Origin of the sequence: Paraburkholderia sp. BL10I2N1 (assembly GCF_004361815.1) — a bacterium.
Classification (GTDB): domain Bacteria; phylum Pseudomonadota; class Gammaproteobacteria; order Burkholderiales; family Burkholderiaceae; genus Paraburkholderia.
In genome coordinates this window covers 75,222-89,005 of the sequence record NZ_SNWA01000004.1, presented here as the reverse complement: position 1 = coordinate 89,005, position 13,784 = coordinate 75,222, and the positions used below count along the sequence as shown (strand labels likewise).

Genomic DNA, 13,784 nt, shown 5'->3' with positions numbered 1-13,784 from the left:
CACTTTAAGGACGTTCGGTATCACCGCCGGAGGAAGGGGTCGACGATCTGGAACCTGTCTGGACCGCGGGTGGCTGCGTCGTGGGCGGCTCCTTGAGCACCCGCAGTTCCACTGGCACGGTAGTAGCCGGTCTGCGTGGAGCCTCACTGTGCGCGTCGTTCGCTTGTCCGCTCTCGTCCTGGGCGCCATCGTCAGGCTGCGACCATGCGTTGGGCCCGTTCGCCGGGGTGTGAAGCCGCATATGCGGTACCGGAATCTCGATACCCGCCTCATCCATCTTGCGCTTGAGTCGAGCGTTAAAAGCGCGCGCCACGCTCCACTGCTGCAGCGGCCGCGTCTTGATCTGCCCTTTCACAACCATCCAGTTGGCTTCAAAGCGGTCGAGTCCCCACACTTCGACGGGCGCAAGTATTTCGTTACGCAGGCGAAAATCTTCCTGCAGATCGGCGCCCACTTCCACAATCATGCGCGTGACGTCGTCGAGGTCGACGGAGAACGGCACTCGTACCTCGAACATCGCGTTGGCGAAGTCGCGCGACAGGTTCTTCACGATCTTGATCTGCGAGAAGGGAATGGTGTGAACCGCGCCTTGTCCGTCACGTAACCGGACCGTCCGGATCGTCAGGTCCATAACGGTGCCAGCATGGCTGCCGTCGATCTCGATCCAGTCACCGACAGAGATCGTCTCCTCGACAATGATGAAGAGCCCCGTGATCAGATCGGTGACGAGCGCCTTCGCACCGAATCCGAGTGCAAGACCGATCACGCCCGCACCGGCAAGGAGAGGTGTCAGATTGACGCCCAGAGTGGCGGCGGCGACGATGGCGGCGAGGGTCGCAACCGTCACGAAAACTGCGTTGCGCACGAGCGGCAACATCGTGCGTGCGCGCACGCCGGGATCGAGGGCCTTGTTGCGCGAACGGCTCGGGCCCAGCGCGTTGAGAATTGCGGTGTCGCAAAGTATCCATATGAACCAGGCGCCGAAGACCGTCGCGATGACTGTAACCAGCGCATGCTTGAAACTGGGTGTCATCGCACTGTGCTTGATCATCCGCGCGATCGGACCGCTCCACAGATCCAGTTCAAAATGAATGTACGCGAACCACATCAGGAGGACGAGCAGCGTGCTGGCGAAGCGCAATAGTCGCATCAGGTGCGGTGAGCGGCGGTGTGCGCGCGTGTCCCTTCGACGCGTCACGTGCATCAGCAGCGCCGACACAAACAGCGTGAGCACGAGAAGCAGCGCACTGAGAAGCGACGGCTGTAATACGTTCTCTTCCGAACCGCGCGCATCGATGATCGCAACGACCGACGCGATCGCGATTAGAAGGATCGGGATATGCCACAGCGATGCGAGAATATCGAGCGCTTCTGTGGCGAGTTTGTGATCACGCCTTTGCGCATACGGGCGATTGCGTATCAGATGGGTGACGGGGCGCCGGTAAGCGAGTGCGAAATAACCGATCGTGACGGCAGCCGCCACGTTTGCGGATGCCGACACGAGCCCGGCGAGATTCACGCCGAGCAGGCCTGTGACGTGCGGGTTCGCTGTCGCGTCGCCTAGCGCGCCACATGCACCAATCGCGAAAAGCGGCCAGCGGCTTTGCATGAGCAACTGATGTACTGCGACACGGCGGTGTGCCGTGTTGAACGCCGAGAACACGATCAGGCAGATCGCCGAGAAAAACAAACCCGCGACTGTGGCATAGACGATCACGAGCCCCAGCGTGCTGCCGAGCGCATCGGGCATTCCGCGCATGAACAGCGCCACCGCAACGAATGCAACGATCCATGGCGCTGTCCGCCAAAATGCGAAACTCAAGAGTTCGAACGACGTTGGATTCGGCTCCAGCGCGACCTTCCAGCCATAACGCGCACAGATGCGCCGCCGCACATAGATCAACAGGCCAGCGCACCCGCCCCAGCCCGCAAGCGTCGCGATCATGCCAAGCAGGACGTGGCCGAACGACTCCCCGCTCCCGCCTCTGAGAATGGTCCCAAGTTCGTCGGCCGCCGCGCTCGAACGGGCCGCCCAATAGTGCACGGGTGTGCGGCCCTCGCTCAGATCTGTCTCGACAGAGGCAATGCCTGACGCAATCGCGCCGAGCAGATCGCTCTTGCCCTCTGCGGACGATGCCGGCACCGCGGGTGCGGAAGCCTGGATACCTGCGCGAAGCCCCTTCAACTGAGCGAGCAGCGCTTTGCGTTTTGGATCGCTCTCGAGCGTGCCGATCAGGCTGTCCAGCGAACGCGCCAGTTCGGCCTGACTCGCGGGCGTTGGTGCCGATGCAGCCTGCGCCGCTGAGGCTGGCGGCGCGGAGCCACCCGTCACATTGTCGATGAGGTTTTGCAGCCCGGCCGGCAACGCGGCTGCCGCCGGATTGATGGCCGCCATCGACAGCACGAGGAAGCTGGTCACGGCCAGCCATAAGCAGGCGCACAAAATGGCGCGCCACACGCCTGCATGTAAAACAGCGCGAGCCGGCAGTCTGACAAAGACCATCGGACGGCTGGATTCACACTGCATAGATGCGGTCATGGAGATCCCTTCCGAAAGGTCACCCCTTTTGTGAGAGCCGGGTCGCCCGACTGACGCTCTTGCGAAAGCCCTGCCGCGCCCGATCTGTGTTTCGTGCCGGGACTATGAGTTAGAGCTTACATCACCACGAACCCGCGCCCTTTCGGAACGCCACCAGCTGGTGGTAACGCCCCGCGTCGTGCGGCTCCACGGTAAAGCGACTGCCGCTCACGACACAGCACCGCCACTTAGACCTGCAAGAACTTCGGCGGACCCGGCTGGATCGACGAATCGCAGTCAGCCGGAGCCAGCACGGTATCCCGACCGTAGCAACGTGGAAGCATCAGTGGAGGGGAAGCCGAACTACGGCGTGAAGCGTTTATCTGTATATCTATACAGTACCGTAGATATACGCAGCGATTGGGTAGATCTCGAGAAAACCACGCGGGTCGACCGGCCGACAGCACATTCCATGGTTACTGGCCAACGAATCGGCAAAACGCCTATAATGTATGGGCATATTGCCGAAGGGAGGCCCCATGACGATCGTTTCGTTTAAACCGACTGGCGCGGCCGATCCGCGACGGGCCGAGTTCAACGTGCTGGAGCAACTGCTCGACGCCCGGATTCAGTCCGGTGCAGATCTCGCGGAGATAGCGAATGCTCGTGTCGACGTTGCCGTGATCGACCGGCTGTCAGAGCGTGGCCTGAAGGTGGACGAGCTCTCGTTCATCATCCCGCGACGCACTCTGACACATCGGCGCCAGCATCACGAGCGGCTATCAGCTGACGAGTCGGACAAGGCGATTCGGCTCGCCAGGATTCTCGCTCAAGCCACGTCGACCTTTGGTGACCCGAACAAGGCAATGGCCTGGCTCAGGACCGATCAGGCGCGCTTTGGCAGAAAGTCGGCACTCGATATGGTTAGCACCGAGCATGGGGCACGTCTCGTAGAGGAAGCCCTTGTCCAGATCGACGAAGGTTACTTCGCCTGATGGTCCTTTGGAGAATAAGCAACTATGCGGATCTGAGAGGTATAGGTGGGCTCCGCGCTCCGGGGCGATGGCATTTTGCGGGACAGCCTGTCGTCTATCTGGCGGAACACCCGGCGCTGGCCCTCCTTGAGATTCTTGTCCACATGGAGATCGCCAGCGTCGGCCAGTTGCCTGACGGCTATCAACTGTTGCGCGTCGAGGTCGGCGATGACGTTCCAGTTGCTGAGATCGCGGACGCCGACGTCCCCGACGACTGGCGGCAAAACCACGACTGGTCGCGCGGCGCGGGCACGGAGTGGCTGCAGACAGAAACGAGCGCTGTGTTGAAGGTGCCGAGCGCGGTCGTTCCCTTCGCCCACAACTTCCTTCTCAACCCAGTCCATCCCGCCGCTGACGCCGTGCGGATTGTCGACGCACTCCATGTAAAGCACGACGACCGGATCCTTAAGCTTCTGACCCGGAGCTGAAGGCTCTGATGGATCTCGCTCGCCCCTCGATTCTTACCACCGACCCCAAACACGTCACGCCGACGGCCTCAAGCTAAAAGACCGCCGGCGCTTTCGCTGCCGTCACTCCGAACGGGCACCAGGATCGTCATCTCCAGTGGTCTCGAGGCCTGGAAGGACCTGGGTGCCTTCACGCTTAACGGCCACCAACTTGTGTGGGTCGAGGCCGAGCGCCTTCAGGATGGTCGGCGCCACTTGCGTGTTCGTCACCGGCATATCGACGACCTTCTTTTCCAGCTTCGGATTGGAGACCACCAACAGCGTGTTCGTATCGTCAGTGGCGAGGCCGCCGTGCTCGGCCAGCTTTGCCGCGCTCTTGCTGTAAATCGTCCCCGGTATCGGCTGGATGATGAGATCAGGGACACGGCCCTTCGTGGGATCGCCCCAGATCGACTTCAAGGTTGTGCCGTCATAGAGGGTCTGGATGTGGGTGGAATTGACGCTCGCCTGGTCAGCGCCGAGGATCGATACTGCCTTAGCCATATCACCGTGGCTTTTGAGCCATATGAGCGACACGTCGTCGGACGTTTCCCATGCGACCGGTACGCCGCCATTGGTGAGCAGGTCGGCGGGGTCGCTCACGTCAGCGGTGGCATAGGCGTTCGTCGAGCCGCTCCGCATGTGAAGCTTCTTGATGTCGATCGGCGATTGGCCATGCTTGGCTCCGACGATGAACAGCGTCGAATGCAGGAGATCGCTCGCTTTGAGCGCATCGTACATCTGGCCCAAAGAGGCATCGACGAAGTCTAGCGATTGCTCCAACGGCAGTGTCGGGGTCGCGGCTGCGTCGAGATAGCCGCCACGGGTCGTGGAGGCGCCTTCCATGGCCACCGTGACCTTTTGTCCGACGCTGACAGCCTGAAAGTTCATGCCGAAGATCGCGGGTACACCGACCCGCTTCGTCCCGGACTGATCCAGCCCATGGATCCAGTTCAGGACGACCTTGACCTTGAAGCCGTCATAGGTCCGGGTATAGGTCGGGTCGGTGGTCCAATCGGCGCTCGCGGGCGCGGTCGGATAGCCATTGGCTTGCAGGGAGGTCGAGTTGATCTCGGGTGCGTAGAGTTCGTCCAGCCCCTGCCCAGACGGCCCGTTGACGATCTCGTAGGCCGGGTGCTTGTCCGACCATGCGGTTCGTAAGCCAGCCTCATGGATGATCTCAAAGATCGTGTTCGTCCCGTTCTTGAGATATAGATGCGGCCAGACCTTCTCGCAGCCGCTGGCGGTCTTGCGCAGCGGGAGCATCGCGGGATTGATGTGCGGATTTCGTGGATCGAACGCCGCGCCGGCTGGTGGCGATCCGCCGTCCAACTTGCTGAGATCCCAGTCGAGCGCTTCGAAGTTGGTCACTTCCGTGCCGGGCGTGCCGGTGCAATTACTGCCCGGTTTGAACAGGGTAGCGTCGTAAGTATCGTCATAGAAGACGCCGTGGCTAAGGGGGCTACCGCCGGTTGCAAAGGCCAGAAGCCCGGGATACGAGTCCGAGGGCCTGGAGGTTGAAGCATGGGTGTACTCGACGCCATGTTTGACCAGTTTCGCGAAGGTGGATCCCGGGTGTGTCTTGATGTAATTGACCAGGTCGGCCTCATGCATCCCGTCCACACTGATCAGCAAGACGTGCCTGTACTGCTGGTGGTGATCGTCATCCTGCGCTGTCGCGGCCATGCTCGCGAAAGCCAGCACGCTCGCGCTGAATATTGCGCCGACTCCAACCCACTTCCTGATCTCGTCCATTCTTCACCTCGTAAGTTGATTGGGAGGGACCGTTTCCCAAGGAGAGATAAGTATGAGAATGAGAAAGTCCTGTGACGGGTTGCTTTCGGTTGTCTTCCGGCGGGAACCGGGAGGCCCACGGGGCGGGCGTTTGAGAGAATGCAACAATTTGTATCAGCGGAATGCAGCCACTGCCGTCTCCTGTTGCGTGGAGTCATCGGCCTGGTCCTCGAAAGCGCGCAACCTCATCCTGCATGCATACGCGCCAACGAAAGCAGCAACAGGACAAGAAGGATGAACGCGGTTGTCTGCCAGAACACCAGCGGGTTCCGCTCGATCAAAGACGCGGGACGGGAAGGCGCAACATCCCCCGTCCCCCCCGCAAAACGCTCGAGGTCGGCGCACATCTCGAGCACGTCCTGATAGCGGCGCTTCGGATCAGGTTGCAATGCCTTTTCAACGACGAGGTCCAGCCATTCCGGCAGGTCTGGCCTGTGATGATGCAGCGGCACGCGCCCGTTGAAGCCGTAAGGTAGCCGCCCGGCACTGAACGTGCGGTAGAGCGTCACGCCAAATGCAAACACCTCGGAACGCGCATCGCCCTGCGCGCCTTTCATGAGCTCGGGCGCCATATAGGCGGGGGTCCCCGGTGCGGTTTCCGGCCCCGGTGCCAGCAAGCCCGGCATATACGCGAAACCGAGGTCAAGAAGCCTGATCCCACCATCGCCCATGACAAGCACGTTCTCCGGCTTGATGTCGCGATGGAAAATATTCCGACGGTTCAGTGCGTAGATCGCACGACCGAGCTGTTGCGCGATCTCCAGCCCTCGGATAAGCGAAACAGGAACCGGGGTGATGAGCGTCTCCAGGGTCAGGCCATCGCAAAACGGCATGACGACGTAAAGCCGGGTCTGGCGCGTCTGGTCGATTGCCAGCGGCGCGAGAATACCCTCGTCACCAATCTTGCCTGCCAGCCAGCGCTCGCGCACGACAGCATGCCGGACGTTCGCATCCTGCTCGACTCGCGGCTTGGGAAACTTCAGGGCCAGCCGCGTCTGTGGGTCGGCAAGATCGTGACCAAGGAAGATGCGTGAGTAATAACCGTCATTGAGGATGGTGGTCAGGAGATAACCGTCGACCACGTCGCCGCAGGCAGGAACGGCAGGAATCGGCAATTTGCCAATGACACGCTCGAGGTAACCGAAGTCGAGTGCGGGGATGTTGCTGACGTCGACGACGGCGACGGAAACGTCGTCCCTCGACCCGCGCTCCCGCGCCGCCTGGACAAGCCGGTTCGCCACAACAGCCGGCGGCGTCCAGGCTGATAGCGCGGCCTGCAATTCGCGAGCGGCGAGGCGACGATAAAGCCCGTCGCTGCACAGCAGCAGACGATCACCGTCCTGTAGTGCCCAGCTCTCGACCCGAGTCACGAGGCTGGCATGCAGGCCCACGGCCTGGGCAACGAACGCGCCGAAAGTCACGTGTACGAGGTCGTCTTCATCAAGTTGCGAGAGCTGCCCGTCGCGCAGCATGTAAAGCCGCACGTCGCCCGCCGCAATCATCCAGGCAGCACCGCCGCGCACTATGAGGGCCGCGAACGAGGCCGCCATGAGGCTGAGTTCAGCATCGGTACGACCGATCTGATGCAGCCAGCGATGGATGGCATCCAGCGCGCGTGATGCCGCCGTTTCGGGCGCGAGCGTCTCAGGCAGCGCGTAGTAGGCGTCGATAAAGCTCCGCACCGAAAGCTCGGCAGCCACGCGTCCGCCCTTGCCGCCGCTCATGCCGTCAGCGATGGCGACCACGCTGCCTCTAATCGAACGTTGCCCGAAGTCGCCGAGCATCACGCCCACATAGTCCTCGTTGGTGCTGTCGCGGCCCGGCGTCGACGCGAAGGCTATCTCGAGCTCCGGGCATTCGCCGCGCTCGGGCAGCAGCCGCACGCAGCCTTCCACTGCAGAGCGGCCCGCCGCGATGCTGGACCGCACGGTCTCCCCCGCTCCCTTCTGCGCGGTCCGTGTGGGACGCGCGTCAGGGTCAGGCACGATGTGCGCGGGGGAAGTGGGGATCATTTCTTTCCGAAAATCGCCGACTCGCTCGATTCGAGGTCGTGCTCGATCTTATCGAGAACCTGAGGCGAGCGCTTCTTCAACATGGCAAGCCAGATCAGACCAAAGACCATGTAGCCGATAAAAAGATACGGGAGGATATTGTAGGGATAGGCCGGAATGGGATAGACGCTGCCAAAGAATCCACCGATCATCGAAAGCGCACCGACCACGCCGACAATCGCGTTGGCGAGCTTGAGTTGCCCCTGCTTTTTCAGGTAGATCGGAGCCGACACCGAAATCAGGAAATAAGCCACGATGAAACCGAAGGTCGCAAAGGTGCTCGTGTAGCCGAACGTATTCAGGACCCCGGTACCCATCAGCGCAAAGTTGACCACCAGCGTGAGAATCGAGGCGAAGGCCACCGCGTAGTGCGGCGTCTGGTGCCGCGTGTGCACCATGCCCATCGAACGGTGTACGAACTGGTAACGTCCCATCGAAAACAGCAGGCGGCTCGCGGCATTGATCGAAGCCAGCACGCAGGCAAATGCGCTCACCGAGGCGATCAGGTAGAACACAGGACCGAGGCCTGGCATGCCGAGCCCGTTCAACAGGGTCAAGAGCGGCGCCGTGTCGTTACCGAGCTTGTTCACGTCGCCGTTATAGGCGACCACCATCGCATAGGCGACAAAGGTGAAGAAGGCGCCGGCAAGGATCATGCTCCAGATCACCGCGCGAGGAATGGCACGCAACGGGTCCTTCGTCTCCTTGCCGAGCGACGCTGCGCTCTCGAATCCAACGAAAGAAAAGATGCCCAGCACCATGGCCTCGGCGAGCCCCTTCGGCGTGGTGCCCTGCAATGTGAGCTGGGTATGATCGACAATGCGGTTCGGATGCTGGTAGAAAACCACCAACAGCACACCGCCGACGATGACGATCGAGGCGGCCTCGATCGCGAGACTCAGGCGTGACGACAGCTTGATGTCGCGCGAGGCGAGAAACCAGACCAGCCCGCCGCTGACCACATAGATCAGCCACGTCGGCACGTTGATGCCCCACGGCGCGAAGGCGTTCTGCACAAAAATCGCCTCGCCGGCAAGCACCCCCATGGCCGTCCCGGTGTAGGCCGCAATCAGCCCCCAACCGGCGATGCCACCTGCCATCGGGCCGAGCGCACGCGAGATGAAAATGAAGAACGACCCGGCCGCCGCGAAGCGGCTCGCGAGCACCACGATATTCAGGCTGACGAACAGGAGCCCCAGCGTCGAGAGCCCGTAGACCAGCCAACTGCCCGCGCCTGCCAGTGCTGCCACGGCGACGACGTTAATCGACGGCGTCAGCGTCGGCGAAATATTCGCCAGAGACTGACCAATGGTCTCCATGAAACCGAGACTCGACGAGCGAAGGTCTGCAGACTTCGGTGAAATGGGTGCGGCTTGCTGCGTCGCGCTCATGCTGGATTCTCCTGTCGATCGATGCGAATGAAAATACGTTGAGCCAGAAACGGGAAACAAAGACGCTCAATAAGGGGTGTGCCCGGGAATCCACGACGTACCGGCAAGCGGAATGCGGGCCATCGCCGCCGCTTCAACGGTCAGCGCAACCAGATCCTCCGGTTCGAGGTGATGCACGTTCTGCTTGCCACACGCGCGAGCGATCGTCGTCAATTCCATGTTCAAGGTCTTGAGATAGTTGCGCACACGACGCGAACCCTCCTCCGCCTGCACGCGCTGTTCAAGCACGGGATCCTGGGTCGTCACGCCGACCGGACACTTGCCGGTATGGCAGTGGTGGCAAAATCCCGGGGACGTGTTGAGCGTGGCGTAATCTGCGGCGGCCGAATGCAGCGCACCGTTCTGGGAATACGTATTGCTGTTGCACCCCAGAGCCATCAGAATGCCTTGACCAATCGCAACAGCGTCGGCACCCATTGCAAGTGCCTTGGCCACGTCGGCGCCGGTGCGAATGCCGCCTGACACGATCAGCTGCACGGTGCCCTTCATGTTGAGGTCTTCGAGCGCATCGACAGCCTGGCGCACTGCTGCAAGCGTCGGAATGCCGACGTTCTCGATAAAGCAGGTCTGCGTGGCCGCCGTACCGCCCTGCATGCCATCGATAACCACAACGTCGGCGCCCGCATGCACGGCCAGCTTGACGTCGTTGAAGGTTCGCGTCGCGCCGACCTTTACGTAGATGGGCTTTTCCCAATCGGTAATTTCGCGCAACTCCTTGATCTTGATCGCGAGATCGTCGGGGCCGGTCCAGTCCGGATGGCGACTGGCCGAGCGCTGATCGACACCCGCTGGCAATGTGCGCATTGCGGCGACGCGCGGGTTCACCTTCTGGCCCAGCAGCATGCCGCCGCCGCCCGGCTTCGCGCCCTGTCCGATCACGATCTCGATAGCATCCGCGCGGCGCACGTCGTCTGGATTGAAACCGTAACGCGACGGCAGACATTGATACACAAGCGTCTTCGATGAACGGCGCTCCTCCTGCGTCATGCCGCCGTCGCCGGTCGTGGTCGAGGTGCCCATCGACGTCGCCGCCTGGCCCAACGCTTCCTTCACGGAAGCCGACAATGCGCCGAAGCTCATCCCCGCAATCGTGATGGGGATGTCGAGCACGACGGGCTTCGTTGCGAAGCGCGTACCGAGCACCGTCTGGGTCACGCACTTCTCGCGATAGCCCTCAAGCGGGTAACGCGAGAGCGACGCGCCGAGAAACAGCAGATCGTCGAAGTGCGGCACGCGGCGCTTCGCGCCGAGGCCGCGGATTTCATAAAGACCACGCTGGGCGGCCGCGTGAATGTAGTCGATCGTCTTGCGGTCGTAGCCTTGCGACTCTTCTTGCTGCAAGCGTGCGAAGTGAACAGGTTTGGCTTCCATGGGGACCTTCTCGATGAGCGTGGTGTTCAGTATTCCTGGTTCGCGTCGGCGTTCCAGTGGTAGAGCGTGCGCGCCGAAGCGATGCGCCTGAAAGACCTGGGGTCGTGGTTCAACCCGGCCGCGCGAAGCAGGTCGCCCACCGCGGCAACGTCCGTCTCGGTCATCGGCTCGAACTGCGCGTCTGCACCCAGCGACTTCACTTCGCCTCGCACATACAGCACGGCCTCGTAGAGCGAATCGCCGAGCGCGTCACCGGCGTCGCCGCAGATCACCATGCGGCCGGCTTGCGCCATAAAGGCCGAAAAGCTACCCACTGAACCGCCCACCACGATGTCGCCGCCCTTCAGGGAGATGCCGCAGCGCAAACCAGCGTCGGCGTCGATCACCAGCAGGCCGCCGTGAGCGGAAGCGCCCGCCCCGTTCGACGCAAAGCCCTTGACGTGCACCTTGCCGCTCATCATGTTTTCGGCGACACCCGTTCCGGCGCTCCCTTGGATCACGATCGTCGCGTGTTTGTTCATGCCGCCAGCGTAGTAGCCGGCGTGCCCCTCAACCGTGACCTGAACATGCGCGTCCACGCCAACCGCGATGTTGTGTGCGCCGTCGGGCGTGGCGACTGTCACCTGAAGGCCTTCGAGTTCTTCGGCCTTGCCGTGCAGGAACTGGTTGAGTTCCCGTACCGATGAGCGCTCAAGGTCAAACGTCATGCTTTCCATACATACATCTCCTCGGGTGCGGGTTCGAATACCTTCGCGTTCCTGATGTCCGGCAGGTGGGCGAGCGAGCGGAACTCGGATGCGATCGCCACGTAGTCGTCGTTCTCCGCGACGACCGCAGGCTTGCAGGCGAACGGATCGCGGATCAGGGCAAGCTCAGTCGGCGTGCCCATCAGGAAGGTATAAAAGCCATCGAGCTCTTCGAAACCCTTTTGCAGTGCGACCGGCAACTCGTCGCCTTCACGCAGGCGCCATTCCAGAAAGCGGCATGCCGCTTCCGTGTCGTTGTCCGTGTCGAAATGAATGCCTTGGGGCTCGAGCTTGCGGCGCACACCGTGTGCATTCGACAACGAGCCGTTGTGCACGAGGCAAAAGTCTTCCCCGGCCGTGAACGGATGCGCGCGGTCCGGCGTCACGGCCGATTCGGTCGCCATGCGGGTATGGCCAACCAGATGCGAGCCCTTCAGGTCCGAGAATTCGTAGCGTTGCGCCACTTCGGCCGGCGACCCAATGTCCTTGTAAAGATCGATCGAGCGCCCCGTCGACAGCAGATAGAGCTTCGGATAGTTTTCGCGCAGCCACTGCTTCACGACCTCAGGATCGCCCTGCACCGTTAGAACGGCGTGATTCGCTTTGGCTTCGATGCGCGCCGTGACGTCCATCGCTGCATTGAGCGTCGACAACAGCCGCTGCCAGTCGAACCGGCTCCCTTCGTCGGTGAAGCCTGAATACACACTCAGCTTGCGCTGGCTTGCTTCGATGGACTGGCCGAACACCGCGAGTCCGGCCGAATCCGGTCCTCGCTCTGTCATGCCGATCAGCATTGGCACCATCAGTTGGCCGAGGCGCTCGCGTAGTGCCGGGGTCTTCACCAGCAGACCTACGATTCCGCACATGTTGATTCTCCTTAGAAAAATTCCAGGTAACTCTTCAGTTCCCAATCCGATACGTGACGCATGTATTCGAGCCACTCCATCCTCTTGAGCTTGAGGAACTCGTCGGCAACGGGGCCCAGCGCGTCGCAGATCAAGCGGTCGCTCTCCAGCGCGTCCAGCGCCTGTTCCAGGTTTTGCGGCAACACGCCAATGCCGTGTTCCTTCAGCTTGTCCTGCGACCACTCGTAGAGGTTCTCGTTGGCCGGTTCGCCCGCCGACAGTTCGCGATCGATGCCGTCGAGTCCCGCGGCGATGACCGCAGCGGTGGCCAGATACGGATTGCATGAACCATCGGGCAACCTCAATTCGATGCGCTCGCCCGGCACTCGAACCATGGTCGAGCGGTTGTTGTCGCCATAACTGATGTAGGCAGGCGCCCACGTTGCCCCGGTCAGCGAACGGCCCACGACGAGCCGCTTGTAGGAGTTCACTGTCGGATTGCAAAGCGCGGTCAGCGCGGGCGCGTGCGCAAGCAGACCCGCCGTGAAGTGATAGGCCATCTTCGATAGCCCCATGCCGGTCGGATCGCTCCGGTCCGAGAACAGATTGCGCTCGCCGTCGCCGATCGACATATGCATATGCATGCCGTTACCCGGGCGATTCGCGAAGGGCTTCGGCATGAACGAGCAGATAAGGCCCAGGTCGCTGGCAATCTCCGAGGCCGCCATCTTGAAGAACACGTAGTGATCGCAGGACGTCAGGCAATCGGTGTACGTGTAGTTGATTTCGAACTGTCCGTTCGCGTCTTCATGGTCGATCTGATAGACATCGATGCCCACGGCGCGCATCGATTCAGTCAGCTTCTCGAGGAAAGCGCGGGTGCGCGACAGGCCCTTGTAGTCATAGCAGGGTTTCGCCAGCGTATCGGTCGGATCGCACGGCTCGATGCTGCCGGACACCGAGCGCCTGAGCAACGAGAATTCCGGCTCGAGTCCTGTGAACAGCGTCCAGCCACGTTCGGTCAGCCGGGTCACCTGTTTTTTCAGCGTGACGCGCGAATCGAACGCCCAGGGTTTGCCTTGAACATGTCCATCGCAAACGATCCGCGCGATGCCGGGTTGCCATGGCACCGGCGTCAACGTCGACAGATCGCCCACTGCCATATAGTCGGGCCCGTTCGGCTCGATCCCGACACCCCAGATCGCAAACCCCGCAAAGCCCGCGCCTGCCTTCAGCACGCCCTTGAGATGCGCCACCGGCACCGACTTCGCTTTCGCAACACCGTGAATATCGACGAATTGCGCGAGCACGTACTTCACGCCCTGCTGTGTCAAGTAGTCCTGCGCCTCTTCCGCCGAACTGAATCGGGGCACGCTTCCAAGCTCATTGAGCGGTAGCTTGTTCGCATCGTTCAGGTTCATCAATACTCCTTGCAACACCATCTTTCGCTGGTTTTGAGAAGCCATGCGCTGTCGCATGGCCCCGCTCACGACAACCTCAAGCAGCCGGCTCCGGCGTGCTTCAAGCT

Annotated in this window: 10 protein-coding genes; 2 read left to right on the top strand and 8 right to left on the bottom strand. The window is 61.6% G+C overall.

Going from position 1 to position 13,784, the window contains the following annotated elements; genetic code table 11:
* Positions 1–4: 4 nt before the first annotated feature.
* Positions 5–2,503: a mechanosensitive ion channel family protein gene (locus tag B0G77_RS41775; protein WP_243751547.1), complete on the bottom strand. Its 2,499-nt coding sequence runs from the start codon at positions 2,501–2,503 to the stop codon at positions 5–7.
* A 554-nt stretch (positions 2,504–3,057) separates the two neighbouring features.
* Here B0G77_RS41775 and B0G77_RS41770 point away from each other — a divergent pair.
* Positions 3,058–3,513 (top strand): antitoxin Xre/MbcA/ParS toxin-binding domain-containing protein, encoded by a 456-nt coding sequence (locus tag B0G77_RS41770; RefSeq protein WP_133667716.1) that lies wholly within the window; start codon positions 3,058–3,060, stop codon positions 3,511–3,513.
* Complete coding sequence (locus B0G77_RS41765) at positions 3,510–3,980, top strand: RES family NAD+ phosphorylase (RefSeq protein ID WP_133667715.1); 471 nt, start codon at positions 3,510–3,512, stop codon at positions 3,978–3,980. Before B0G77_RS41770 ends, B0G77_RS41765 begins: the two co-directional genes overlap by 4 nt.
* Before the next feature lie 102 nt (positions 3,981–4,082).
* On the opposite strand, the gene B0G77_RS41760 is transcribed toward B0G77_RS41765, so the two are convergent.
* The 7 genes from B0G77_RS41760 to glnT form a co-directional block, all read right to left on the bottom strand.
* A complete protein-coding gene (locus B0G77_RS41760; RefSeq protein WP_133667714.1) occupies positions 4,083–5,753 on the bottom strand; it encodes an alkaline phosphatase family protein in 1,671 nt (556 codons plus the stop codon).
* Between the two features lie 224 nt (positions 5,754–5,977).
* A complete protein-coding gene (locus B0G77_RS41755) occupies positions 5,978–7,804 on the bottom strand; it encodes a bifunctional protein-serine/threonine kinase/phosphatase (protein ID WP_133667713.1) in 1,827 nt (608 codons plus the stop codon).
* Positions 7,801–9,234 carry an APC family permease gene (locus B0G77_RS41750; protein ID WP_133667712.1) on the bottom strand — a complete coding sequence of 478 codons (1,434 nt, stop codon included), beginning with the start codon at positions 9,232–9,234 and terminating at the stop codon, positions 7,801–7,803. The genes B0G77_RS41755 and B0G77_RS41750 overlap by 4 nt, the downstream gene beginning before the upstream one ends.
* Before the next feature lie 66 nt (positions 9,235–9,300).
* Positions 9,301–10,665, bottom strand: a complete 1,365-nt coding sequence (locus tag B0G77_RS41745; RefSeq protein ID WP_133667711.1) for an FMN-binding glutamate synthase family protein — start codon at positions 10,663–10,665, stop codon at positions 9,301–9,303.
* Positions 10,666–10,691: 26 nt separating this feature from the next.
* Complete coding sequence (locus B0G77_RS41740; RefSeq protein ID WP_133667710.1) at positions 10,692–11,381, bottom strand: protein glxC; 690 nt, start codon at positions 11,379–11,381, stop codon at positions 10,692–10,694.
* Positions 11,369–12,277, bottom strand: coding sequence for a glutamine amidotransferase family protein (locus B0G77_RS41735; RefSeq protein WP_133667709.1), 909 nt, complete (start codon positions 12,275–12,277; stop codon positions 11,369–11,371). The genes B0G77_RS41740 and B0G77_RS41735 overlap by 13 nt, the downstream gene beginning before the upstream one ends.
* Before the next feature lie 11 nt (positions 12,278–12,288).
* Complete coding sequence (gene glnT / locus B0G77_RS41730; RefSeq protein ID WP_243751521.1) at positions 12,289–13,677, bottom strand: type III glutamate--ammonia ligase; 1,389 nt, start codon at positions 13,675–13,677, stop codon at positions 12,289–12,291.
* Positions 13,678–13,784: the final 107 nt, after the last annotated feature.